Below are 22835 nucleotides of genomic sequence, written 5' to 3' on the forward strand. Positions count from 1 at the left end.
CGTATCCAACGCAGTCGTACAGCAGTGTGGGCAGTTATCATAGCTTATGTCGACGAGCGCGGCCCAATTCCGAACGACGGACACCAATTCGTCGCGGCTGGCGGCAGTCGTCCGACCGGATCGATTTTGCACCACCGATGTGCGCACTTCCGCACTCAAAGCCTGACCCCTGCAGACTTATTTCCAGGCTCTCGGGGTTCTTCCCGAACGATCAAAGGCAGAGCCTGGAAGGAAAAGTCATGGGAAAGCTAAACGGGAAGGTTGCAGTCATCACCGGCGGCGCTACCGGCATCGGCCGCGCCGCGGCAAAGCGCTTCATCGAGGAGGGCGCCTTCGTCTTCATCTTCGGCCGCCGGCAGGAAACGCTCGACGCGGCTCTGGCCGAGCTCGGGCCCAATGCCCGCGCGGTGACGGGCTCGGTCTCGGATGAGGCCGACCTCGACCGACTCTACGCGACGGTGAAGGCCGAGCGCGGAACCCTCGACATTGTCTTCGCCAATGCCGGGGCGGGAAGCCAGCTTGCGCTCGGCGAGATCACCGCCGAGCACATCGACGAAACCTTCGACACCAATGTGAAGGGTACGATCTTCACTGTCCAGAAGGCGCTGCCGCTGATGGGCCAAGGCGGTTCGATAATCCTGACCGGATCGAGCGCCGGCACCACGGGCGCCCCGGCAATGAGCGCCTACAGCGCGAGCAAGGCGGCAGTGCGCAACCTCGCGCGGACCTGGGCGGAGGACCTGAAAGGCACCGGCATCCGGGTCAACGTGCTGTCGCCCGGGGCGACCGCCACCGAACTCGCGAAAGAAGCGCTGGGCGAGGAGGGCCAGAAGGTCTTCGCCGCGATGACACCGCTCCAGCGAATGGCTGATCCGGCGGAGATCGGGGCCGTCGCCGCCTTTCTCGCGTCGTCGGACAGCAGCTTCATGACCGCCAGCGAGGTCGCCGTCGACGGCGGCCTTGCGCAACTCTGAGGCGCCACGCCCGGCCGGCACTCCATTCAATTAACCAGCGCCGTTGAGGGCCGGGAATCGACATCAACACGGATCGGAGAAGTATTATGAGCTATGCGATTGTAGGATTCGGTAAAATAGGCCAGGCCCTCGCGCAGGCCTTCGCCCGTAAGAACATCAAGGTGGCCGTCGCAAGTCGCCGGCCGCCCGAGGCATTGGCGCCGCAGGCTCGGGCAATTGGACCCACGGTCATCGCCAAGTCGCTGCGGGATGCGCTCGAGGCCGACACAATCATCTTGGCGGTCCCGTTCTGGGAGCATCGCGAGGTCGCGAAAGCCCTGCCGAACTGGGAAGGCAAGACGGTCATCGACGCGATGAACACTTTTGGAGTTCTCCCCGAAGAGCTGGACGGTCTGCCGTCCTCGGCCTTCGTCGCGAAGGCGTTCATCGGCGCCAAGCTCGTCAAAGGGTTCAATCACCTGGCTGCGGCCACCCTGGCTGCCGATCCGATCGTCGAGGGCGGCCACCGCGTGGTTTTCCTGTCGAGCGACGACGAGGACACGACCGCTCCCGTGGCGGCCTTGGCCAAACAACTCGGGTTCGCACCCGTCAAGCTGGGAAAACTCGACGAGGGTGGCGCGCTTGTGCACGCACGCGGCCGCACTTGGGGCCATCTCATCTTCCAGGATTTGTTCAAGAAGGAGCAGTAATCGATCTACGACCGCGTGATCGACGCTGGTCGCGCGCTAACTTCTTCGAGCAGCGCGCGACCGAATATTTGAAGACCACAAGGTCGCGAAGGCTGGCGTGGGATTGACGGCGTATGGGCGCCGTTCGAAGAGCGGGGAGCGGCCAAGCGTGCGCCATGCGGCGGCCGCAATTGGTCGTAGAGCTTTGGGCTGCGGACTGACCGATTGCGCCGGCAGCAATGCCATGCGGCGGCGCAAAAAGGCACTTGGTCAGTCTAATGATCCCTGACCAGCTGCATGAAAGCCTCTATCGGACGTAGCGTTTGGCGAACCTTCAGGCACGCCGCGAAAGATTGCGTGAACGGCTTGTGATCCGAGATCGAAAGCGCCGTCAAACGATCGTCCGGAAGGTACTCGGTCCTGGAAACAATACCGGCGCCAAGGCCGGCGATGGCACGGTCGACGGGCGGGCCCATCGGCGCTTCACGGTTCGGCCACAGCACGATGCCATCATATTGCTTGGCGATCACGTATCGATCACCTGGCCCATCTTGTTGTCGTCGAACTCGGCGTCGATGACCTCCAGTTCGATATTCGGATGGCGCTTGGCTTCCCAGGCGGCGGTGTCGGCGAGGCTGATCAGCCAGGGATGGTTGAAGCCATGGAAGACGAGGCCGATGCGATATTTCTTGCTGGCGTCGAGCACCGGACCTTCAGGCAACGGCAGATAATCCGTGAAAGGCGCCTTGATCTGCAGCTTGCTGTAAGGGCCGACGAAGCTGGCGCCCATGCCCGGCTTCCAGACGAATCCGCCGGCGGGGTCCCCGACCGGATAGACGTCGAGATAGTCCCGGAAACCGTCCTTTTCGAACAGCGCACTGACGTCGGCATTCGATATGCCCGCCTTGGCTCCGTCGGAGTATTTCTTGATCAGGCCATTGAGAACGGCGTGGACGGAGTCTTCGGCGAAGGCCGGAACTGTCGTCAGCGGTGCAGCAGCGAGGACGGAAAGCGCCGCGGCTGTCTTCAGCAGATGGCGGCGTGATAATTTCAGCATTTTAGGTCTCCTCCCATATTTTGGTTTCAGCCTGGGATATGTCCCGACAAGTTCAAGTCACTCTCCTTCCACCAGGATGTGGACGTAGCCGTCCGACACCTTGGTTTCGTAGGTCTTCAGCCGCTCGGTGACGGGCGGTGAAAGCGGTGTGCCGGTGGGAATGTGGAACAGTCCCTGATGCAAAGGACACTCCACCGTCTGGCCGTCGATATAGCCTTCCGAAAGGAAGGCGTGGGCGTGCGTGCAAATGCCTGAAGTGGCGTAGAACTTGCCGGCAAGATTGAAGATGGCGATACATACCCCCTGGTGCTCGATGCGCGTCGCATCGTCGACAGGAAGACTGTCGGCACGGACCGCCTGGATCCACTGCCTGCTTTCTGGATTAGTCTGCGCGTCCATGCGCCTCCCCATGTCCGTTTGTTTCGTTTATTTTCGTTCTCTTTCCTTCGCTCGCAAATTCATTGTGGGAATAGAGATATCGATGAACCCCATGCCGAGTGATCGACCACAGGCAAGCAATCGCCGAAAATACGGCTGCATGGCAGCCGGACGCGGCGATATGTCAGGCACGGAGATCTATCGGAGGGTTCGAACCGGTCGTGCCCGAGACAATGCGCGAAGCGCCAATCTGGTGATCAGAAACAATGCCCTCACGTCCATCGCGATGCGAACGGCCGGAGGGGCCTGCAATTCGTGCACGGAACGCTCCAAAGGAGCCGGAAACGCGAACTTGGAAGCGGGCTGCCAAGGCAGCATCAAGCCGGCAATTGGCGACGATAGTGACTTGCTAGCTCGCTTCGAGGATGGAAAAATCGTCTGGGGCAGATGTACCAAAACACTGATCCCGTATGCCGAAGATCGTGGACCGTGAATGGCTCTAGCGGTAACCTTCCTTCTTCGCCCGAACGCTTCCTCGGAGATGGAGTCAGCGGGAAGCGTCATCAGAAACGTCCGTAGTCGATCACGCTGCTCTGGCTGCGCGAGCTTGCGATCGAGATATTCCACCCGCTGTTCTTCGAGCTTGGCCAGCCGCGCCTGCTCGGCACGCCGCTGGCGGGCAATCTCCACGAGCCGTGCCCGCTCGTGGGTGAAGCGGAACACGCTTGTTCGTTCAGATCGCGGCGAGCGCGATCTTTCGCAAATCGTCGGCGTAGAGTTCCGGCGTTTCCCAGGCCGGAAAATGCCCGCCACGCGGAAAGACGGTGTAACTCTGCACATTGTAGAGCCGCTCGGCCCGCTCGCGCGGCGCGAGCGCCAGATCATGTGGCCACATCGCGACGGCGGTGGGGACATGCACGAAGTCATCTGCCCGCAGCGGCGGCCGCAGCCGGGCGGCATCGTAATAGTAGCGGACAGACGACCCGATCGTGTTGGTCATCCAGTAGATCATCAGGGTGTCAATCAAGGCTTCGAGGGGCCAGACAGAGAAGACGTCGCCATCGCAGTCCGTCCAGGCCCGGAATTTCTCGACAATCCACGAGGCTAGGCCAACAGGACTGTCGGCAAGCCCAAAGGCGAGAGTTTGTGGCCTCGAGCTCTGGATCGCCTGATAGCCCCCTTCCTCCCGGCTCCACAGTTGGAGGCGCTCGTCATAGTCGATCTCGGCCTTCGACAGGGGCGATGCATCTTCTGGAATCGGCTTCGGCGCGACCGCCGAGACATGGAGAGCCAGCAAACGCGCCGGATGCCGAAGCGCCATTCGCGTGGCAAGGCCGGAGCCGATGTCAGTCCCAGCCACGACGAACCGCCCATAGCCCAGCATCGTCATTAGCTTCGGATAAAGGTCGCTGGGCTCCGCCTCGTAGGGCCGGGTTGGCCTGTCCGAGTAGCCGAAGCCGGGCATGGTGGGGATCACGACATCGAATGCCGGCGTTCCCTGGGTAAGCAGCGGTGCTATACGCTGAAACTCCACGAAGCTTGACGGCCAGCCGTTCATCAGCAGTAGCGGGATCGATCCCCTTTGGCCGCTGCGAAAATGCAGAAAGTGTATGCCATGGCCGTCGACCGTCGTCCGGAAATGGGGAAGCTGGTTAAGCCGGTCTCGTCGCTGCGCCCAGTCATAGCCGTCACGCCAGAAATCGATGAACTGGTTGAGGACGCCGCGCTCGGTTCCCATGGTCCAGTCGTCAGTTACCGCGTCGGCCCAACGCGTCCGTGCGAGGCGGCTACGAAGGTCAGCGGCCTGGTCCGCATCATAGGGAATCTGGAAGGGAGTGATCATGATCGATTCCTTGGCTGTAGTGCAGCGGAGGGCTGATGTCGGTGGTTCAGCCGATATCGACGTTCATGGCGAAGTCCCAGGTGCCGGCGCCGTTTTTGGCGAGGCCAATCATCATCAAACCGAGCGCCTCCAGCGTCTGGGCCATGTGCAAGCCGCCCACGTCGAGCGGACGCAGCCCGAGACTTTCGAGAAACGTCGAGACGCGCGCTTTCGCCTCCGCATCGTCGGCTGCGATGAACGCGTCGAGGCGTCCGCCCTTCGCAAGCACGTGACCAAAGATCGTGTTGAATGCCTTCACAACATGCGCGCCGGCGGGGAGGCCCTTTGCGGTCTCCTGCGCGCCGGAACTGCCGTGGGGCGTGACGAGGCCCGAGAGGTCGGGGGCAACCGGGTTGGCGATGTCGACGATCACCTTGCCATCGAGCGCTTTCCCAAAGTCGGCTACCGCCGCCGCGGCACCGCTGTACGGCACGGCGAGGATGACGATGTCGCCCGCGGGGGCGGCGCCGTATGTCCCGGTGGTCGCTCCGACTCCAAGTTGGTCGACGAGCACCCGCGCCTTGGCGGGGTCGCGGCTGACAACCTCGACGGTATGTCCGGCCTTGGCGGCACGGCCCGCGATCGCGGCGGCCATGGCTCCTGAGCCGATGATGCTGATAGTGCTCATGTGTTGTCTCCTTGTGAGTTGGGTGGACGGATCACGGGATCGCGATACGATCCGCCGGGAAGTAATGGCCGTTGTCGAGGTCCTCGAGCAGGCCCGGCTGAGCTGGCTCCCAGCCGAGCGTCTGGCGGGTGATGGCGTTGGACGCCGGAAGGTCCAGCGTGACCAAGTTCGCGAGAAAGCCGAAGAAGCCCGGCAACATCAGTACGTCCGCAGGGATGGGCACAGCAGGCATGCCCATACGGCTGCCAATGGCCTCAGCGATCTCGCGGAACCGGATGCCCTCGCCCTCAATCCCGTGCCAATATTTGCCAGCCGGCCCCTTCTCCAGCGCCAGGCGGAACAGGGAGGCCAGGTCGCGGGCATGCACAGCCGGCCAGAGGTTCGCGCCGTCTCCGGGGTAACCGATTACGCCCTTCTCCTTCGCGAGACCGATCAGCAGCTGGAGGAAGCCGGCATCGGTCGTGCTGTGCGCGATGGGAGGAATTCGGACGACCGAAGACCGCACGCCCCGTCCCGCTAAGCCGATCACGGCGAGTTCCACGGCGTTGCGAACCCGCAGGGTGCCCTTGTATGCTTCGCCGCCGGGAAGAGCCGGATCTTCCTCGGTGGCTGGCCGGCCCAGGCCTTCCCACCCCGGCGAGCCGATGCTCCCTGAGACGACGAGCGGCTTTCCGGTCCCCGCCAGCGCCTCGCCGTAGGCGAGCATGATCTGGAGCTCCGCGGCTGCCACGGCGTCGATCCCGCCGGAGGGCAGCAGGTCTTGCCGGTGCGCGACGTGGATGACGCCGTCGGACTCCGCCGCCGCGACCTTGAGCCCATCGAGGTCGGTGATATCCCCGCGACGTACCTTGGCGCCGAGTGCCGATACCGCAGTCGCGGACGTGTCCGACCGGGCCAGGCCAATGACCTCATGTCCGGCCGCGATGAGCTCGGGGATGACATACGAACCGATATGGCCGGTCCCGCCAGTAACGAAAACGCGCATGCTGCTGCTCCTTGGGTAATGTGATGCGAGACGTGGTGCCGCGGGCTCAGCCGAGGAGGCTGACGCGGATTGAGAAGTTGGTGTGTTTGACGGAGTGGGTCATGAGGCCCAGCCACAGCATGCAGGCGTGCTCCAGCGTTCGGGCCATAATCAGCCGCCCGGTATCCATCGGACGTAGTCCGAGGCTGTCGATGAACGCCGAGACGCGCGCCTTCGCTTGAGAGTCGTCCCCGGCGATGAACACGTCCAATGGATGGCCCCCGATTGGACCGGCAGCCAAGACCCGGGCGTTCTGGGTGTTGAACGCCTTGACGATAGTGGCATTGGCAGGAGCAACCTTGGCGATCTCCTGCGCGCCGAAACTGTCTTCAGGAGTCAAGAAACCCGTGAAGTCGGATTTGATGGGGTTGGTGATGTCGACAATGAGCTTGCCTGCCAGCTTTTCGCCGTACTGCTTCACCACGTCGAGAACGGCCGAATAGGGAACCGCCAGGATGACAATGTCCCCGACCGGAGCGGCGCCAAACGTTCCGGTCGTCGCGCCGGCTCCGACCTGCTCGGCCAGCGCCCGCGACTTGGCACTGTCGCGGCTCATCACCTCGACGGTGTGTCCGGCCTTGGCGGCAAGGTCGCCGATCGCTGCGGTCATACCGCCTGACCCGATGATGCTGATAGTGCTCATGTTCATTTTCCTTGCGGGGCGGGCAGCGCCTTTGTTGCCATTTGTGCAGACGCACTCTATTTAGTGGTTCACCGATCCGCTTAGTAACTGGATCATCGATCCACATATGCGGATCACTGATCCGCTTATCAAGGCATCTCATGCGAGCCGACGCAAAAAAAAATTACAGCCATATCCTCGCGGTCGCGCGTGACGTCGTCGCCGAGCACGGTATCAATGCGTCCATGCGCGATATCGCCCGTCGGGCCGAGGTCGGGTTAGCCACGCTGCTTCGTCATTTCCCGACGCGAGAAGCCCTGTTCGAGGCGCTGCTGTGTACGAATCTGGACGCACTGACTCAGAGGGCAGATGAACTCGAAACCTCGGATTCGCCTGACGAAGCGCTCATCTCCTGGTTCCAGGAGTGGTTGGCGTTCGCCCAAAGCTATAGGGGCGTCGTCGCCATGATGGCCGCCGCCCACACGAATCCGAACTCCGCTCTTTACGCTTCATGCGCAGCGGTGCACTCGGCGAGCGCGCGACTGCTGCTCCGCGCACAGGCCGAAGGCGCGGCGCGGCCCGACATGAATGGGGATGACCTGTTCGCCCTGATGACGGCGCTCGGCTGGGCGGTCGACCAACCCTCATTCGCGCCGCGGGCCGATCATCTCTTTCGCATCATTACGGGCGCCATCCTGGCGAACCCGTCGACCGGATCGGCTTCTGCTGCGCTCGACCGTCAAAACTAAGTATTCATCATACTGCTGACGAGAGGCGGAGCACTTCATCGTTTGCTTCCAAGCATCACCTCGGCCGCACGCATCGGATAGTGCTCGATCCGATGCGTGCATCGTGTCCCTGCCGGTGGGGACGTCATGTTCATCAGTCAAACTTGACCAGGTCCTTGAAGACCAGCCGGCCCCAGTTGTTCCTGCGCGCCTGCACGAGCAGTCGCCTTCGGAAAGCCCGCCTAGCTTTATCGGCGCAAAGCCGAGATTTTCCGCGAGCGTACCAATCTGCGCCGCGGCGTCTTCATCATCGCTCGCCAGGAATATGACTCTCCTGCCGCCCTTTACGGCCGGATCCTGGTCAAGGATGGCAGCGATCAAATGATTGAAACCCTTGACCAGTTTGCACCTGAGAAGGCCTGCTCAATGAACTTGGAAGACGGCTGTCAGAGTTGGGCTAGGCCGCCGTCGACCGCTACCTCGCTGTCATGAAGCTGCTGTCCGATGAGGCGAGGAAGGGTGCCGCCGCCCCGAGCTCTGCCGGATCGCCCATGCGCTGAAACGCAGTCATTGAGCCGTAAGCCTTCAAGCCGTCCTCTCCGAGCGCTTCGGTCGCGAGTTCGGTCGCGATGCAAGCGGGAATAGCTGCAAAGTCCAAGCTGAAACGTGAGTGTACCGCTTCTCAGGCCGCATACGGAACGGCCGGTTTCGGAATCGCCGTGCACACTCCTGACCGACGACAATGGGGCTGCCGGCTTGCGAGTTGAGCCGCCTCTCCTTAGGGCCGCCATCTGTCAGGTTACGATCACCAGAAGGCGCAAGCGAACAGAGTGATTGAAAAGGAACTCGATTTGCTGTCGCGAACGAACTCGGTCGCCTCGCGCGCCAATTTGCTGTCCGGGATCTTGATCCTGGAAATCACGTTACCATTCATTATTCTGCTCCATCAATTCTCGAGAACGGCCTGGGGCGTATTCCGAAAGCTGATGGCCATTCGGTTGTAGCTGTTCATCAGGCTGATCGCGATCGTCAGGTCGACGAGCTGCTTTTCATCGAAGACGGCACGCACGGCTTCATAGGCGGCGTCCGGAACCCCGGTCTGTGCAACATTGGTCACGCTCTCGGCCCAGCGAAGCGCGGCGCGCTCTCTCTCGCTGAACAGGCTGCCGCCTTCCTGCCAGGCTTGCACCAGCGCGATCTTCTCGATCTTCACGCCCTTCTTGACGAGGTCACGCGTGTGCATGTCAAGGCAATAGGCGCAGTTGTTGATCTGGGAGACCCGCAGATAGACGAGCTCGACCAGTTCGGCAGGCAAGCCGCTCTGGAGAACATAGCCGTAGACGGTGCCGAGCGCCTTGGCGCCGCTCGGGGCGATCTGGTTGTAGTCGAGCCTCTTGGCCATCGTTCCGATCCGTTCAATTGAGGGGAGTAGTGAGGGCCTTGTCGTCGGAATCGACGACGAAGACCGCAAGCAGCTTCGCTGGCCTGGTCTTGCTGGCGTTGCGGCTGACCGAATGGGTTGCGTTGGGCAGCTCCGACCAACTCTCGCCCGCTTTGTAGATGCGGGTCTCGCCATCGTTCACCTTGGACTCGATCTCGCCCGAGACGACATAGGCGAAGATAAAGGCGGACCTGGCATGCCGGTGCGGCTGCGAAGCGGCGCCCGGCGCATAATCGACCTCGACGACGACCATCGATTTGCCGGGGATGTTGGGGATCACCTGCTCGAACTTCGGCGTGACCGTCTCCGATTGGTCGTCGCGCGCCCAGGCCGGCCCGACGATGGCAATCGCGGCGCAGGCGGCGGTGAAAATGGCACGAATTCGCATTGGCATCTCCTTGCCCGTCTAGATGCCGGCGAATCGGGCCAGGAAAAAGCACCAAGAACGCAAAAAAATCGTGTACTGAGGCTTCATGAGCAAGCCGCTGGACCTGGATTTGGATCGCGCCGCCAAGACTTCCCTTGCGGAGCAAATTCGCAAGGGCGTGGCCGTCGCAATCGAGGAAGGCGCGCTGGAACCAGGCGCACGGTTGCCCTCATGGCAGGACCTGGCAGCACAGCTGGGCGTCGCGCGCGGCACCGTCCGGACCGCCTATGAGAAGCTCGCGGCCGCCCAGTTGATCGAGGCAACGCCAGCTGAGGGAACGCGCGTCGCACAGCGCCCCCGCACCGTCGCGAAATCCGAGCCGGTGCCGGATGAAGGCTCCTTCATGCGGATTTATCAGGAGATGACACAGGGTCCCCGGATCTTCCAGATGGGCATCCCCGCAAGCGATATCTTCCCCGCCACCTTGTTCGCGCGGATACGCGCGCACGCCATCCGCGCCGAAGCCGCTGCCGCCGCCCTCTACCCCGATCCTCGCGGCGAACTCGAGTTGAGGCGGGAAATCGCTGGCTACCTCGCCGTAGCACGGGGCATCATCTGTCTGCCGTCGCAGGTCATTATCACTGGAGGTTTCGGTGCGGGGCTCGGCCTGGCGCTATCCGTTCTGAAGCTGGCGGGGGAGACCGCCTGGATCGAGGAGCCCAGTTTCCCATGGACCCGAAAGGGGCTCGAACTCGCCGGTTTGTCTCTCGCTCCGGTCCCGGTCGATTGCAACGGCATCGATCTCGATGACGCACTGTGCCAGCATCCGACCGCGAAGCTTGCCCTGGTCACACCGGGTCAACATGCGCCGCTCGGCTCGACCTTGTCGCTCGAGCGGCGCCTGCGCCTGCTCGAATGGGCAGCTTCGACCCAGGCCTGGGTGATCGAAGACGATTATCTGAGCGAGCTTCAGCTGACCGGCAGGGCCGCGCCGGCGCTCGCGTCGCTCGACCGCGACGGGCGCGTCATTCACATCGGGTCCTTCAGCAAGACAATCAGCCCGACCCTTCGGCTGGGTTTCGCAATCGTGCCGGCCAGCCTCGTATGCGCTTTCGCTGAAGTCGCGGCGTGCTTAGCGCCCGCCCCGGGGCCGGCAGTGCAGCTCGCGACCGCCGAATTCATGCGGGAGGGCCACTATATTCGCCATCTCCGCCGCACGAAGCGGGCCTATGTCGCAAGGCGCGCGACGTTGCTCGAGCAGCTTTGGGCGAATGTGAATGCTGACCAGATTGCAACGCCGGGCCTGGCCGTGCTGCTGAAGCTGCCGAGGGAAATATCGGACATTGCCGTGGCGCGCGAGGTTTCGGCCTTCGGGATGTCGCCCGCACCGCTCTCCGCGTGGTATGCGTCGCCCGCAACTGCCGAATCCGGCCTCTTGCTCGGGGTCGCCACCACGCCGGGCAAGAACCTGGCAAAATCCTGTGATCGGCTCTTCGAGGCGATTAGGCGGATCGACGGCGGACAGCCGATTTGAGACTGCTCCAAGTAAGACGTTGCTAGGCAGCGACACTCGTTGAAACAAGCGACCACTGAACGAGGCCGTCTATGGTAACGCGAATCTTCGCCGGCAGCGCCTTTGTCTGCGGCCACAGGACGCTGATCGGCAGTTCGCCGCCTGACAGGCCCTCCAGGACAATCTGAAGGGCCCCGTCTTGAAGATCGCCTTCCACCATCCATGACGGAAGTTGCGTCAGACCGTGTCCTGCCTTAGCGGCCATTAGCACCGTCTCGAAATCCTGCAGTTCATGCTTGACGGGGACGGCCTGCCGCGCTGTCGAGCCGTCGGGTTGCTTCATCAGCCAGGCGATGCGGTTGCCTTGCCGTCGTCCGACGATGCAATCGTGTCCGGCAAGATCGCTCCAGGATCGCGGAACGCCCCGCCGTGCGAGATAGCCAGGTGCTCCGACTATCACCGTCTGCTGGACCCCAATCTGTCGCGCGACGAGGTCGGTCGAATCCTCAAGATTGCCGATACGCACGGCGAGGTCGATGTTTTCGCCGATCAGGTCGACCCGCCGGTCGGTGAAGCTGACATTGAGGTTCAGCGCTGGATAGCGTTTCGCAACCCCTAACAGTACGGGCATGACGTGCAGTCGACCGAACGCCGTCGGGAGATCGATGCGGACTTCGCCGCCAGGCGTGTCCCGCGCGAGCGCGAGGGCGCTCTCGCCACGCTCAAGTTCGTCGAGTGCCGCGACGCAGTGCTCCAGCCAGGCCTCTCCGGCAGGCGTCAAGGTCAGGCGGCGGGTCGTCCGGTGGAGCAGCTTGGAGCCCAAGCGCGCCTCCAGACGCGACACCGCCCGGCCGATCGCGGACTTGGCCATGCCCATTTCCGCCGCAACCGCGGTGAAACTACCGAGCCGAATAACGGCTACGAATTCGGCGATGCCATCGAAACGCGAGTTCATCCGCCTATTGTAGCTTCAGACGCAATAGTGAGTCCACCAGGCCGGCACTAATCTGCTGAGGAGTATCCCTTTATATCTTCTGGAGCTTTAATTCTCCACAGGAGCCGCCCCATGCCCTCTCTATTCGATTCCTTCGATCTAGGTCCCGTCCACCTCACGAGCCGCATCGTCATGCCGCCGATGACGCGCACCCGCACCTCCGAGGGTGCTCTTCCGACAGATGGCGACCTCCCGAACGAACTGACCGTCAAATATTACGGTCAGCGAGCTAGCGCCGGCCTGATCATCTCCGAAGTCAACGACGTGGATCAGTCCAGCCACGGCTACGCGCGGATTCCCGGGATTCACTCCGAAGCCCAGAAGCAGGCCTGGCGCCCGGTGACCGAAGAGGTTCATCGTCAGGGCGGCACCATCTTCATGCAGCTGTGGCATGTCGGCCGACTGGCGCATTCCTCGCTTCTGCCGAACGGCCAGGCGCCAGTGGGCGTGACCGCGGAACAGGCCGTCGGCTCAGAGGTGTTCGCCCATGGCCCGGACGGCCGGTTGCGCTTCATGGCGGCAGAGACGCCGAGGCCGCTCAGCACCGAGGAAGTGACGGCCATGGTGGGAACCTTCGCCAAAGCCGCCGCCAATGCGCGGGAGGTCGGGTTTGACGGCATCGAGATCCATGCCGCCAACGGCTATCTGATCGAGCAGTTCATGAACTCGGTGCTCAACACCCGTACCGACCGCTACGGCGGCGGCAGCATGGAAGATCGTGCGCGCTTCCTGATGGAAGTCGTCGACGCGGTCGTGGCGGAATTCGGCGCGGGACGCGTGGGGGTTCGCCTCTCACCGTTCGGCAAATATGGTTCAATGCCCGCTGATCCGCTCGTCGAGGAGACGTTCCTGTACATCGTCGAGCAGCTCGGGCGCCGTGGCGTGGCCTATGTCCATCTGCTCTACGAACTGCTGCCCGACGGCAACATGGAATCGGCCACATTCGAGGCGCGCCATCTCGACCACGACATGCTCGCCAAGGCGCGAGCGTCGTTCCCCGGCGCGTTCATCTGGTGCGGCGGCTTCAATGACGTCGAGCGCGCCCAGGCAGCGCTCGATACCGGGCTGGTGGACCTGATTGCCTTCGGCAGGCCGTATATCGCGAACCCGGATCTCGTCGAGCGTCTTCGGAGCGGCTGGCCATTGGCCGTAGCGGACCGGTCCGTCTATTACACCCGCAATGGCGAGGTGGGGTACACGGACTTCCCCACCTATTCGAAGAATGGCGCCGCAAGCAGGGCCGCCTGACACGACGATAGGCCGAGCAGGAGTCCGGCGCAGCGCCACGCACTCCTGCCGGTCGAGACGACCTCCATAGGTTCCGGCGGAGTCGCCCTGTGCCCGCGCAGATCCTGGATCTGGGTGCGCCTGACCGCCCTTCTTTCACGACAGGTAGAGACATCATGACAAAGCGAACATTTCTCGTCACCGGCGCCAGCAAGGGCATCGGCCGCGCGCTCTCGGCGCGGCTCGCCGCCGACGGTCATCACGTTGTCGGCATCGCTCGTGGCGATGATCCAGCGGACGAGCTTGGCGTGAAGGCCATCGCGAAATGGAAGAGCAGCCCGCCTCGAGGCCATTGGCAGGAGGCGGGCGTGAGGATTAAATATTCGCTTGTGCTAATATAAAAATGACGTAACGTAATGTCCGGCATCTTGAGGATGCGCAACCGTGGGGGAGTACGATGAGAGTTGCTATATTTTGCGCGGCTATCATGATCGCTGCGACTGGTGGCACCATTGCCAAGGAAAAGAAAGTGGTGGTCGGTGATGCTGCGGCCCTGTGCTCTACGAAGCATTCGACCAAGAAGCAGGTGAGAGATCTGGACTGCGGCTTGACTGGCACAGCCAAAATGCCGGATGGAGCAACCCCGGAAAAGCCGCGCCTCGGATACGACACCGATCCGTGGATGGTCATTGGCTTTTAAAGCTGGCTGCAGATAGCCGCCAACTTGCGGCGTGGCCGATGGTCGCCAGGTACTTGGAATGACACTCGTATCAAATTCCAGTACAACCAAACGAATTACCGCAATCCACCAGCAATCCCCAATTGCCGTGAGCCCATCGGGCGCTTGGCGAATTGGGACGATGGTTTCGCACGACTACCTGCCGACAAAGTAGCTATCTGCGTGCCGATTGTTGCTGATTATCTATGGAATGTTTTACTTTTGTTTTCAGCACGTTACGTCGCGGGTTTCGGCGACGTTTGAGTGGGGGTCAGTAATGATCCGGTGGTGGGCCGAACTCGACGATCCTGCCACGATGCATGACAGGGAACCGCTCGCCAAAATGGGCGACGACGGCAACATGGCATGGTGCACCGGCTTGCATACGATCTGAGGCATCACGTTTGCACTCACAAAAGCTTGATCTCGGCCCTGCGATATTCATGGATGAGGCGTAGGTGTAATAGTTGTGGTAAGGGAATGACGCTTTCTTTTCATGGAGATTGCGATGAGGGAGAGAACAATTGAAAGCGGCCTCAGCCCGCAAATGCAGGAGGCCATTCCGATAATTCGACGCGTTTTCAGACAACATGCGCCGAGGCGGCTTGAGCTTGAGCTTACTGCTGGAAAAGAGTGGTATAATCATTCCCGCTGGTCCCTGCATCATTCCGGCAATGCGGTTGATATTAGGACGAAAAAGCTGGCGGATCGCGGGACCGGTATGTTGTCAATCCTTTTAGGATACTTTTTGCAGCAGGAGCTTAACTCTGAACTTGGCAAGGCCAAGTATTTAGTCCTGGTGAACGATCAAGGGCCTATGTTTCCGCATATTCACGTTCAGTATAATCCAGGGGCCAGAATGAGCACACCCGGGGACTATGACGGCAAGCGACGGCGAGCGGTCTAGCAGCCCAAAGGAAACTCCTTTGCGTGCTTGGTTGCCTTTTGCACGCAAGCGCGGACAAAAGCCTCGCCGCGCTCTTTGCGCCATGCCGTGGAAGACATCCTTCAATCCACCGCGCGGATGCAAAGCCGTTTGATGCGCCGGTACCATCCGCCCAAATTACTCGAAGAAATAAGTAAAGCCCCCGTCGGAGGCTCCGACGGTCACCTTCGTCATCTTTTCACCGTCAAGCGACCGGTTGAGCACGCCGCGGCTTAATTCCGGCAGAAGCGTGTTGGTTAAGATGGCATCGATCATCCGCCCGCCGGATTCGATTTCCGTGCAGCGTGCCCTGACCAGATCGATGACGCCGTCGCCGATCACCAGTTCCGCGCCACTGGTTGCACGCAGCCGGCGAGCGATCCTGGCGAACTGATGACGGGTGATCGCCTCGATCATCGAATCCGACAGCGGGTAGTAAGGAATGGTTACCACCCGTCCAAGAAACGCCGCCGGAAAAACCTTCAGCAACGGCCGGCGCAAGGCCGTATCCAGATCTTCGAGGCCGGTCCGAACCGTGCCGTTCCTCGTCCGGTCCATGATGACTTCAGAGCCGACGTTCGAGGTGAGCAGGATCAATGTGTTCTTGAAATCGATGCGCCGCCCTTCGCTGTCGTCCATCATGCCCTTGTCGAAAACCTGGAAGAAGATTTCGTGGACGTCCGGATGCGCCTTCTCGACCTCGTCGAGCAGGATCACCGAATAGGGTTTGCGCCGAACCGCCTCTGTCAGGATGCCACCCTTGCCGTAGCCGACATAGCCGGGGGGCGCTCCCTTTAAAGTCGAGACAGTATGCGCCTCCTGAAACTCCGACATGTTGATCGAGATCAGGTTCTGTTCGCCACCATAAAGCGTCTCCGCCAAGGCCAGCGCGGTTTCGGTCTTGCCGACGCCGGAGGGGCCACAAAGCAGGAACACCCCCACCGGCTTTTCCGGCGCGCCGAGCCCGGCGCGGCTGGTCTGCACACGCTTGGCGATCATCTCCATGGCATGCTCTTGGCCAACCACGCGCTCGCACAGAGTGGCCGCGAGCCGGAGGGCTTTTTCGGTCTGGCTCGACAGCATGCGCCCCGTGGGGATGCCGGTCCAGTCCTGGACCACCGCGGCCACGGCATTTCGATCAACCGAGGGCAGGATCAGCGGCGCCTCGCCTTGCGCCTCGGCCAGTTCAGCCATGCGTTCGCGCAACCGGGTAAGATCGGCGACCGGATCAGGTGGAAGTCCATCGGCAACAGCCGTTTTCACTTTGGGATCGGATGCCTTGTCCTTGGGCGTTTGGATCTCAGGCAACTCAGACTCAGAGGCGTTGGCATCCGCTGGCGTTTCCATCGCATCGAGCGGCATACCGTCGCCGCGCAGTCGGGCACGCAATTCGAGTATCTCGGCAACTAAAACTCTTTCGCGGTCCCAACGTTGTTGCGCGGCAGCCAGCGCGACCCCTGTTTCGGCAAGTCCGGTGTCGACCCGTGCCTGCCGTTCGGTCACCTCGATCCCGATCGCCGCCTCACGATCGATGATGCCGTGCTCGACCTCCAGCGCCTGGCGCCGCCGTATGATATCCTCGAGCTCGGCCGGCGTGGCATGCTGCGAGATTGCGACCCGGGCGCAAGCGGTGTCGAGAAGGCTTACCGCCTTGTCGGGTAGTTGCCGCGCCGGGATATAGCGGTGTGACAGGCCCACTGCCGCCTCGATCGCCTCATCCAGTATCTGCACCCGGTGGTACTGCTCGAGAACTCCGGCCACCCCGCGCAACATGAGAACGGCCACAGCTTCGGAAGGCTCGTCGATCTTTACCACCTGAAACCGACGGGTCAGCGCCGGGTCTTTTTCTATGTGCTGCTTGTATTCAGCCCAGGTCGTTGCCGCGACGGTACGCAGTTCACCGCGTGCCAGCGCCGGCTTCAGGAGATTGGCCGCGTCGCCGGTTCCAGCAGGGCCGCCTGCGCCGATCAAGGTGTGAGCTTCATCGATAAAAAGGATAACCGGTGTTTCGGACGACTGCACCTCGTCGATTACAGCCTTAAGCCGTTTTTCGAACTCGCCCTTTACGCTTGCCCCGGCCTGCATCAAACCGACATCGAGCATGCGCACGCTGACGCCCTGTAGCATCGGCGGTACATCGCCCTGGGCAATACGCAAGGCGAAGCCCTCGACGACCGCGGTCTTGCCTACCCCGGCTTCGCCCGTCAGGATCGGGTTGTTCTGCCGCCGCCGCATCAGCACATCAACGATCTGCCTGATCTCGGGGTCGCGGCCGACGACGGGATCGATCTTGCCGTCGCGGGCGCGCTGGGTCAGGTCGGTGGCGTATTTCGCCAGCGCCGAATCCCCACCCGGAGCCCGCCGTGGCATCTCCGTTGCGGAGACCGTGGTCGAGGTGCCAGCTTCGAGTGAGCCCTCCATGACATCGGCGAACCGCGCGATCACCGCGTCGGCGTCGATCTCGTCGAATGCGCCGCTGATCTTCGACAGCAGGCCTTCTAGGACCGGGGTCTTCAGGCAAGCGAGCAGAATATGCGCGCTGCGGACTTCCTCGACGCTGAACTCAAGCGTCGCCAAGTTCCAGGCCTCCTGGATGGCATGAAAGATGTGGTCGGAAAATTCCTCGATCGATGTGGCGCCGTATGGCAGCTTGTCCACGGCGCGGGTCATATCGGCCGTGAGCCGGCTGGCATCCACTCCCGCATCGGCGATGATCATTTGCACGTCCGAGCGATCGGAAAGCACCAGTTGCTCGATGAAGTGGACGAGTTCGACGTAAGGGTTGCCGCGCAGCTTGGCGGTGTCCGCGGCTGCCTTGAAGGCGCGCACGCCGACAGGATTGAGCTTGCCGACCAGTTCCTTACGCTTGAAGCTCTGTGACGACCGGCGCTGTTCCATCGAACCTGCTCCTGCAATCTGCCAGTCGACAACCTGCCACATAAGCCGTCGCTTGACAAAGCGCCCGATGGACGGCGTCGCCAAGGCCGTTCGCGGGGCCGTCAGCCTTTGGAAGCCCGAACCACTGGCGGCAGAAGAATTCGCGCATCCGTGTGGTGTATTTTGCCGATTGGGTTCGGCAGTCTCGCCAAGCCATCCCATAGCGAACACGCGGTGGTCAGCTTTCGTTAGCTTTTAAGCAGCGGCTTTAATTGGCGTACGGCACATCAGTGTGGTAACCTTGGGTCAGGTGCCGTTGAGGGCCGGTCGCTGGGGGTCTGTGTGATTGATGTCGCACTTTGGCTTACTCCGCTCGACGGTGAAAATCCGTCAGGGGAGGATTTGCGCAACGACCCGGCCTTTCATGAGCTGGAGCGACTGACGGAACAGCAGAAGAAAGTCGAGTTCCAAGGCAGCAAAAACACTGAAGTCGACGTTCCGATAGACTGGCCTACCGTGCTTACCAGGGCTGAAGAGCTGCGGTCTCACGGCCGTGACCTGCGCCTTCTCGTCATTGTTACGCGTGGACTGGCCAACGAGCATCGGTTGGCCGGCCTGGCTGCCGGCCTGACCCTCATCGCGCAAACTGTCGATCAGCATTGGACGACCATGCATCCGGCCCTGCGGTCCGGTGCCACGCCGCGCGAAGCAGCCTTGCGCCGCATCAATGCGCTTACCGACCTTCAGAACGGCCAGGACGGTCTACTCAAAGATTTGCGGAAAATGACATTCTTTGCGCCGCGCGCCATTGGGCCGATCCTGGGCGCGGATCTGGAGAAGGGTTCGCTTGACGAGCGGGTCATGCTGCAGGAGGCTGCTTCGGGACTGAATGCGGCCGAGAAGGCGAAGCTGGCAAGCGAGCACAGCCAACTGGTGAACCGGGTGCGCAGCGCATGCGCGGCGCTGATTGATCAGGCCGGGCCAGAAATGACGTTGCTCATAGCCGACGCCCGCGCCGCGATCGCCGCTCTCGAGAGCGTCGAAGCCGCCTTTAACTCCCGCCTCGAAGGCGCTGGCGCCACGCTTCCCGAGTTAAAGCGGTTTCTGCAGCGTCTGCTGACGACCCTCGAACGAAACGCGACCGGTGCCACTGCCGCGAACGGCCTCGCAAAGCCGGTCGCGACGCCAGCAGAACCGGCAGCACGTGTTCGCAACGGCGATGGAGCCGATACGATGGCAAGCGTGGCAAGCTACGCAGAATCCGGCGACAGCGGCCTGCCCGACCGGATCTCCTCGCGCGACGATGTCGTCAAATGCCTCGATCTCGTCGTCGCCTTCTATGACAGCACCGAACCGTCCAGCCCGATCCCGCACCTGGCACGGCGCGTGCGCCGAATGGTGCATATGGATTTCGTTGAACTGATGGAAGATCTCGCCCCGTCGGGACTGAAGGAATTTCGGCTTCTTGCCGGCGTTCCCGATGTCAAGAAGACGGCACAGAAAGATGAAAGGTAAGACACATGCCAGCCGAAAGCAAAGCCAAGGTCATCGAACGAAATCGCGCGCCACGGGTGCAGATCGCCTATGACGTGGAAACCTACGGCAGCCCGACGACGATCGAACTGCCGTTTGTCATGGGCGTGATGGCCGACCTTTCCGGTGCTTCGCAAACCAAGGAAGCGTCAAAGTCGGTTCTGGACCGCTCCTTTGTCGAGACCGACGCGAACCGCTTCCCCAAGTTCATGGAGGCGCTCGGACCCCGCGTCAAAGCGCGGGTGAAGAACACGCTGCCGCAGGCCGAAGGCCAAGAGCGCGACGAGGAACTGGCACTCGATCTCACCTTCACCAAAATGGGCGATTTTGCCCCCGACAAGATCGCCGAGCAGGTTCCGCAACTGGCCGAGATCCTCAAGATGCGTCGTCAACTCGAGGAATTGCTGGGCTTCATGGATGGCCGCGTAGACGCCGAAAAACGTATCGCGCAGTTGCTGAACAACGAGCCACTTCTTGGCAAGATCGCCAGCCAGGCGCTGACTGACGACGACAAGACGGGAGAATAAACCATGGCCGAACAGCAAAAGACCGCCACCCTCGCCGCCGAGGCCGAAGCCATAGACCTTGGAGAATTCAGTGGGCTCCTCGAGAAGGATTTCAAGGTCAAGAAAGACGACAGCGAGAAGCTGCAGCAACTCGTGCGCAATCTCGCGCTCGCAGCGCAGTCCCGTTCCGACACCACAACCATCTCGTCCAATGCCATCAAGTCGATCAAGTCGCTGATCGCCGGCATCGACAAGATGCTGACGGCTCAGGTCAACGAGATCCTGCACGCGCCGGAAGTGCGCGAAATGGAAGGCACATGGCGCGGCCTGTGGTACCTCGTCAACAACACCGAGACCGACCAGAAGCTTAAAATCCGGGTGATGAACATCTCCAAGGAGCAGCTGGCCGACACGCTCGAAGACTACGAAGGCCAGATGTGGGATCAGAGTCCGATCTTCAAGAAAGTCTACACAGACGAATATTCGATGCTTGGCGGCGAGCCGATCGGCTGCGTGATTGGCGCCTACGAATTTTCCAACCACCCGCGCGACGTCGGTCTGCTACGCAACATCTCCGGCATCTGCGCTTCTGCGCATACGCCTTTTATCGCGGCCGCCTCGCCTCGACTGTTTCGTATGGATAGCTGGCAGGAATTGCCGAACCCTCAGGATCTACAGCAGATCGTTTCCAACCCGGCCTATGCCTCCTGGCAGTCGCTGCGCGAAAGCGAGGATGCTCGCTACATTGGGCTGACCATGCCTCGCGTCCTGGCCCGGCTGCCATATGGCACGGACACCGTTCCGGTGAAGGGCTTCACCTTCGAGGAAGAGGTGCAGGGCGATCACAACAAGTATGTCTGGATGAACGCCGCCTTCCCGATGGGCGTCAACATCAACCGCAGCCACAAGCTGTTTGGCTGGGGTACCCAGATCCGCGGCGTCGAGAACGGCGGAACGGTGCTTAATTTGCCGGTGCACAGCTTCCCGACCGATGATGGGTCGATAGCGATGAAATGCCCCACGGAAGTCGCCATTGATGACCGGCGTGAGGCGGAACTCGCCAAGCTTGGCCTGATGCCGATCCTGCACCGGAAGAACACGGATCTTGCGGCTTTCATCGGTGCCCATTCGTTACAGGACGACGAAACGCGCGCCGGCCGGCTGGTGGACCCCGATGCGCAGTCTAATGAGCGGCTGAGCGCCAACTTGCCCTACTTGTTCCCGGTTTCGCGCTTTGCGCACTATCTCAAAGCCATAGCGCGAGACAAGGTCGGGTCGTTTAAGGAACGCTCCGACATGCAGATCTGGTTGACCGAGTGGATCAACCGCTACGTGCTGGCCAACCCGGCCTTTGCCGACGACAAGGCGCGCGCCAAGCGCCCGCTCGCCGCCGCCGAGGTCCAAGTGGACAGCGTGGAGGGGCGGCCGGGCTACTACAACGCCCGCTTCTATCTGCGCCCGCATTACCAGCTGGAGGGCATCAATGCCTCGCTTCGACTGGTGTCGGAACTGCCGTCCGTTAAGACTTGATTGCAGCAACAACAATCTTTTTTTTGACAATGGTGGAGAGAGACAATGCCAGTAAAGATTGATGGTTTTCTGAAGGTTCCCGATATCAAGGGCCCCAGCACCCGCGACGGCCACGATGATGAGATCGAAATCCATGGCGTCGACTACAAGATGGTCGCACCCTATGATCCGAATTCGCTCTCACGTCGGGGCCGCGTGTCCATGGGCATGATCAAGTTCATCAAACACTACGACAAATCTTCGCCCTATCTCAAGAAAGCCTTGTTCGAGAACAAGGCCCTCGATGAAGTGGTGTTCTCGGCACGTCGGACGATCGATGGCGAGACTAAGGATTATCTGGTCGTCACCCTCACCGACGCCTCGATCATGGAATACGACATGTCGCAGGCCGAGGATGAGGAAGACCTGATCCAGGAAGAGGTCAGCTTCGCCTACAAGAAGATCAAGTTCGTCTATGACGGCAATGATGAAGCCGAAATGGATGTCTATGTCGGCAAGTGAGGGTCGGCGACCCGACGCCGGCAAGCAGCACAGTACCGGCAGCTTGCGGGCAAAAAGCGAGGCCGTCCAGCCGTCGCTTTGGGATCGCCTCGTCAATGACCTGCCTGGTCTGACCTCGGAGATAGACGGGCTGCGCCATGTCTTGCTCGACGAGCTTGGCGCCGACCGTGTCGACGCCCTCGTTGGCGCCAGCGCGCGGGCCATCGACGCTGATGCCGAACTCACAGCCGAGCAAAAACGGCGTCTGCATCGATTGGCCCTTCAGACCCAGCATCGGGTCGAGATCGAAAGTCGCGGCGTTGTGGTGTCAGCCCGCGTCCTCAGAGAAGCAGTGCGGCGTGACGTCGAGGCGCTCTTCAACACCGAGCGCTTCGAGGCCACGCCGCTCCTGTCCGATCTGGAAAATGAACAGGTATCGGACAACCCACCATCGCTCGCAGATTTCCCGGAGGTGCGCCGGAGCGTGGTCAATTACGGCGTCCCCTCCTTCTCGGGCAGGTCATCGCGCGACTTTGATCGCGATGTGCTGGCGCGTGAGATCCGTGCGGTGCTCGCCACCTTCGAGCCCCGCCTCAAGGAAAGCGCAACAAAGGTCACAGTGACGCTTGGCGACAAGACCGCGGGCCTCAAGATCGAGATTGACGGTGTGCTGATCTTAACCCCGACACCGGAACGCATGCGCCTGCGCACTACGATCAATCTCGATAACGGCGCGGCGCGGACCGAAATCAGGGACGCCTGA

General features: G+C 61.5%; 24 protein-coding genes and 3 pseudogenes. 13 read left to right on the forward strand and 14 right to left on the reverse strand.

What is annotated here, in order from left to right; genetic code table 11:
• Positions 1–239 precede the first annotated feature (239 nt).
• On the forward strand, positions 240–974 hold the full coding sequence (locus tag FJ953_RS08215; protein WP_140498268.1) for an SDR family oxidoreductase: 735 nt from the start codon (positions 240–242) through the stop codon (positions 972–974).
• A gap of 86 nt (positions 975–1060) precedes the next feature.
• On the forward strand, positions 1061–1663 hold the full coding sequence (locus FJ953_RS08220; RefSeq protein WP_140498270.1) for an NAD(P)-binding domain-containing protein: 603 nt from the start codon (positions 1061–1063) through the stop codon (positions 1661–1663).
• Between the two features lie 254 nt (positions 1664–1917).
• Here FJ953_RS08220 and FJ953_RS08225 read toward each other — a convergent pair whose 3' ends face one another.
• The 8 genes from FJ953_RS08225 to FJ953_RS08260 all read right to left on the reverse strand — a co-directional run bounded on the left by FJ953_RS08225 (position 1918) and on the right by FJ953_RS08260 (position 7260).
• Positions 1918–2172: a hypothetical protein gene (locus FJ953_RS08225; protein WP_140524723.1), complete on the reverse strand. Its 255-nt coding sequence runs from the start codon at positions 2170–2172 to the stop codon at positions 1918–1920.
• Positions 2169–2699: a hypothetical protein gene (locus FJ953_RS08230; protein ID WP_140623877.1), complete on the reverse strand. Its 531-nt coding sequence runs from the start codon at positions 2697–2699 to the stop codon at positions 2169–2171. Before FJ953_RS08230 ends, FJ953_RS08225 begins: the two co-directional genes overlap by 4 nt.
• Positions 2700–2756: 57 nt before the next feature.
• Positions 2757–3098: a non-heme iron oxygenase ferredoxin subunit gene (locus tag FJ953_RS08235; protein WP_181175011.1), complete on the reverse strand. Its 342-nt coding sequence runs from the start codon at positions 3096–3098 to the stop codon at positions 2757–2759.
• A 177-nt stretch (positions 3099–3275) separates the two neighbouring features.
• Complete coding sequence (locus FJ953_RS08240) at positions 3276–3800, reverse strand: hypothetical protein (protein WP_140515119.1); 525 nt, start codon at positions 3798–3800, stop codon at positions 3276–3278.
• Positions 3801–3810: 10 nt separating this feature from the next.
• Positions 3811–4920: an epoxide hydrolase family protein gene (locus FJ953_RS08245; RefSeq protein WP_140623881.1), complete on the reverse strand. Its 1110-nt coding sequence runs from the start codon at positions 4918–4920 to the stop codon at positions 3811–3813.
• A 46-nt stretch (positions 4921–4966) separates the two neighbouring features.
• Positions 4967–5587, reverse strand: a complete 621-nt coding sequence (locus FJ953_RS08250) for an NAD(P)-binding domain-containing protein (protein WP_140557388.1) — start codon at positions 5585–5587, stop codon at positions 4967–4969.
• Between the two features lie 31 nt (positions 5588–5618).
• Positions 5619–6572, reverse strand: a complete 954-nt coding sequence (locus FJ953_RS08255) for an SDR family oxidoreductase (RefSeq protein WP_140623883.1) — start codon at positions 6570–6572, stop codon at positions 5619–5621.
• Between the two features lie 46 nt (positions 6573–6618).
• Complete coding sequence (locus FJ953_RS08260) at positions 6619–7260, reverse strand: NADPH-dependent F420 reductase (protein WP_140623885.1); 642 nt, start codon at positions 7258–7260, stop codon at positions 6619–6621.
• Between the two features lie 134 nt (positions 7261–7394).
• Here FJ953_RS08260 and FJ953_RS08265 point away from each other — a divergent pair, with 134 nt between their 5' ends.
• The gene (locus tag FJ953_RS08265; protein ID WP_140498277.1) at positions 7395–7982 is read left to right on the forward strand and encodes a TetR/AcrR family transcriptional regulator; all 588 of its coding nucleotides are present in this window, start codon (positions 7395–7397) and stop codon (positions 7980–7982) included.
• A 133-nt stretch (positions 7983–8115) separates the two neighbouring features.
• On the opposite strand, the pseudogene FJ953_RS30790 reads toward FJ953_RS08265, so the two are convergent.
• The 4 genes and pseudogenes from FJ953_RS30790 to FJ953_RS08285 all read right to left on the reverse strand — a co-directional run.
• A pseudogene (locus FJ953_RS30790) lies at positions 8116–8407 on the reverse strand (NADP oxidoreductase coenzyme); the annotation flags it as partial.
• Positions 8408–8589: pseudogene (locus FJ953_RS08275) on the reverse strand (SDR family oxidoreductase); the annotation flags it as partial. It lies immediately after the preceding pseudogene.
• A 318-nt stretch (positions 8590–8907) separates the two neighbouring features.
• Positions 8908–9363, reverse strand: coding sequence for a carboxymuconolactone decarboxylase family protein (locus tag FJ953_RS08280; protein WP_140498278.1), 456 nt, complete (start codon positions 9361–9363; stop codon positions 8908–8910).
• 13 nt (positions 9364–9376) lie between these two features.
• Positions 9377–9790 (reverse strand): cupin domain-containing protein, encoded by a 414-nt coding sequence (locus FJ953_RS08285; protein WP_140557381.1) that lies wholly within the window; start codon positions 9788–9790, stop codon positions 9377–9379.
• A gap of 85 nt (positions 9791–9875) precedes the next feature.
• On the opposite strand from FJ953_RS08285, the gene FJ953_RS08290 reads away from it, so the two are divergent.
• Positions 9876–11303, forward strand: coding sequence for a PLP-dependent aminotransferase family protein (locus FJ953_RS08290; RefSeq protein WP_140498280.1), 1428 nt, complete (start codon positions 9876–9878; stop codon positions 11301–11303).
• Positions 11304–11325: 22 nt separating this feature from the next.
• Here FJ953_RS08290 and FJ953_RS08295 read toward each other — a convergent pair whose 3' ends face one another.
• Positions 11326–12237: a LysR family transcriptional regulator gene (locus FJ953_RS08295; protein ID WP_140498281.1), complete on the reverse strand. Its 912-nt coding sequence runs from the start codon at positions 12235–12237 to the stop codon at positions 11326–11328.
• Between the two features lie 111 nt (positions 12238–12348).
• Here FJ953_RS08295 and FJ953_RS08300 point away from each other — a divergent pair, with 111 nt between their 5' ends.
• The 4 genes and pseudogenes from FJ953_RS08300 to FJ953_RS08315 all read left to right on the forward strand — a co-directional run bounded on the left by FJ953_RS08300 (position 12349) and on the right by FJ953_RS08315 (position 15128).
• On the forward strand, positions 12349–13524 hold the full coding sequence (locus FJ953_RS08300; protein WP_140498282.1) for an alkene reductase: 1176 nt from the start codon (positions 12349–12351) through the stop codon (positions 13522–13524).
• 155 nt (positions 13525–13679) lie between these two features.
• Positions 13680–13796 (forward strand): annotated as a pseudogene (locus tag FJ953_RS08305) (SDR family NAD(P)-dependent oxidoreductase); the annotation flags it as partial.
• 194 nt (positions 13797–13990) lie between these two features.
• Entirely contained in the window at positions 13991–14203 is a 213-nt protein-coding gene (locus FJ953_RS08310; protein ID WP_181168590.1) for a hypothetical protein, read from the forward strand.
• A 526-nt stretch (positions 14204–14729) separates the two neighbouring features.
• Complete coding sequence (locus FJ953_RS08315; RefSeq protein ID WP_140498284.1) at positions 14730–15128, forward strand: hypothetical protein; 399 nt, start codon at positions 14730–14732, stop codon at positions 15126–15128.
• A 156-nt stretch (positions 15129–15284) separates the two neighbouring features.
• Here FJ953_RS08315 and tssH read toward each other — a convergent pair whose 3' ends face one another.
• Positions 15285–18044, reverse strand: coding sequence for a type VI secretion system ATPase TssH (gene tssH / locus FJ953_RS08320; RefSeq protein WP_140623887.1), 2760 nt, complete (start codon positions 18042–18044; stop codon positions 15285–15287).
• A 321-nt stretch (positions 18045–18365) separates the two neighbouring features.
• Here tssH and tssA point away from each other — a divergent pair, with 321 nt between their 5' ends.
• From tssA to tssE, 5 genes are read left to right on the forward strand one after another with little or no spacing between them, the layout of a single operon-like run.
• Positions 18366–19538, forward strand: a complete 1173-nt coding sequence (tssA, locus tag FJ953_RS08325; RefSeq protein ID WP_140557377.1) for a type VI secretion system protein TssA — start codon at positions 18366–18368, stop codon at positions 19536–19538.
• Positions 19539–19543: 5 nt separating this feature from the next.
• Entirely contained in the window at positions 19544–20083 is a 540-nt protein-coding gene (gene tssB, locus FJ953_RS08330) for a type VI secretion system contractile sheath small subunit (protein WP_140515109.1), read from the forward strand.
• Positions 20084–20086: 3 nt separating this feature from the next.
• Positions 20087–21592: a type VI secretion system contractile sheath large subunit gene (gene tssC, locus FJ953_RS08335; protein WP_140498288.1), complete on the forward strand. Its 1506-nt coding sequence runs from the start codon at positions 20087–20089 to the stop codon at positions 21590–21592.
• 45 nt (positions 21593–21637) lie between these two features.
• Complete coding sequence (locus tag FJ953_RS08340; RefSeq protein WP_115143971.1) at positions 21638–22093, forward strand: Hcp family type VI secretion system effector; 456 nt, start codon at positions 21638–21640, stop codon at positions 22091–22093.
• Positions 22080–22835, forward strand: coding sequence for a type VI secretion system baseplate subunit TssE (gene tssE, locus FJ953_RS08345; protein WP_140624040.1), 756 nt, complete (start codon positions 22080–22082; stop codon positions 22833–22835). Before FJ953_RS08340 ends, tssE begins: the two co-directional genes overlap by 14 nt.

Origin of the sequence: Mesorhizobium sp. B2-3-6 (genome assembly GCF_006442305.1) — a bacterium.
GTDB lineage: Bacteria > Pseudomonadota > Alphaproteobacteria > Rhizobiales > Rhizobiaceae > Mesorhizobium.

What these genes read in the sequence shown, in the direction of transcription:
- FJ953_RS08215 (WP_140498268.1), top strand. Translation starts at nt 240, where the DNA reads ATGGGAAAGCTAAACGGGAAGGTTGCAGTCATCACCGGCGGCGCTACC.
- FJ953_RS08220 (WP_140498270.1), top strand. Translation starts at nt 1,061, where the DNA reads ATGAGCTATGCGATTGTAGGATTCGGTAAAATAGGCCAGGCCCTCGCG.
- FJ953_RS08230 (WP_140623877.1), bottom strand. Translation starts at nt 2,699, where the DNA reads ATGCTGAAATTATCACGCCGCCATCTGCTGAAGACAGCCGCGGCGCTT.
- FJ953_RS08235 (WP_181175011.1), bottom strand. Translation starts at nt 3,098, where the DNA reads ATGGACGCGCAGACTAATCCAGAAAGCAGGCAGTGGATCCAGGCGGTC.
- FJ953_RS08245 (WP_140623881.1), bottom strand. Translation starts at nt 4,920, where the DNA reads ATGATCACTCCCTTCCAGATTCCCTATGATGCGGACCAGGCCGCTGAC.
- FJ953_RS08250 (WP_140557388.1), bottom strand. Translation starts at nt 5,587, where the DNA reads ATGAGCACTATCAGCATCATCGGCTCAGGAGCCATGGCCGCCGCGATC.
- FJ953_RS08255 (WP_140623883.1), bottom strand. Translation starts at nt 6,572, where the DNA reads ATGCGCGTTTTCGTTACTGGCGGGACCGGCCATATCGGTTCGTATGTC.
- FJ953_RS08260 (WP_140623885.1), bottom strand. Translation starts at nt 7,260, where the DNA reads ATGAACATGAGCACTATCAGCATCATCGGGTCAGGCGGTATGACCGCA.
- FJ953_RS08265 (WP_140498277.1), top strand. Translation starts at nt 7,395, where the DNA reads ATGCGAGCCGACGCAAAAAAAAATTACAGCCATATCCTCGCGGTCGCG.
- FJ953_RS08280 (WP_140498278.1), bottom strand. Translation starts at nt 9,363, where the DNA reads ATGGCCAAGAGGCTCGACTACAACCAGATCGCCCCGAGCGGCGCCAAG.
- FJ953_RS08285 (WP_140557381.1), bottom strand. Translation starts at nt 9,790, where the DNA reads ATGCGAATTCGTGCCATTTTCACCGCCGCCTGCGCCGCGATTGCCATC.
- FJ953_RS08290 (WP_140498280.1), top strand. Translation starts at nt 9,876, where the DNA reads ATGAGCAAGCCGCTGGACCTGGATTTGGATCGCGCCGCCAAGACTTCC.
- FJ953_RS08295 (WP_140498281.1), bottom strand. Translation starts at nt 12,237, where the DNA reads ATGAACTCGCGTTTCGATGGCATCGCCGAATTCGTAGCCGTTATTCGG.
- FJ953_RS08300 (WP_140498282.1), top strand. Translation starts at nt 12,349, where the DNA reads ATGCCCTCTCTATTCGATTCCTTCGATCTAGGTCCCGTCCACCTCACG.
- FJ953_RS08310 (WP_181168590.1), top strand. Translation starts at nt 13,991, where the DNA reads ATGATCGCTGCGACTGGTGGCACCATTGCCAAGGAAAAGAAAGTGGTG.
- FJ953_RS08315 (WP_140498284.1), top strand. Translation starts at nt 14,730, where the DNA reads ATGAGGGAGAGAACAATTGAAAGCGGCCTCAGCCCGCAAATGCAGGAG.
- tssH (WP_140623887.1), bottom strand. Translation starts at nt 18,044, where the DNA reads ATGGAACAGCGCCGGTCGTCACAGAGCTTCAAGCGTAAGGAACTGGTC.
- tssB (WP_140515109.1), top strand. Translation starts at nt 19,544, where the DNA reads ATGCCAGCCGAAAGCAAAGCCAAGGTCATCGAACGAAATCGCGCGCCA.
- tssC (WP_140498288.1), top strand. Translation starts at nt 20,087, where the DNA reads ATGGCCGAACAGCAAAAGACCGCCACCCTCGCCGCCGAGGCCGAAGCC.
- FJ953_RS08340 (WP_115143971.1), top strand. Translation starts at nt 21,638, where the DNA reads ATGCCAGTAAAGATTGATGGTTTTCTGAAGGTTCCCGATATCAAGGGC.
- tssE (WP_140624040.1), top strand. Translation starts at nt 22,080, where the DNA reads ATGTCGGCAAGTGAGGGTCGGCGACCCGACGCCGGCAAGCAGCACAGT.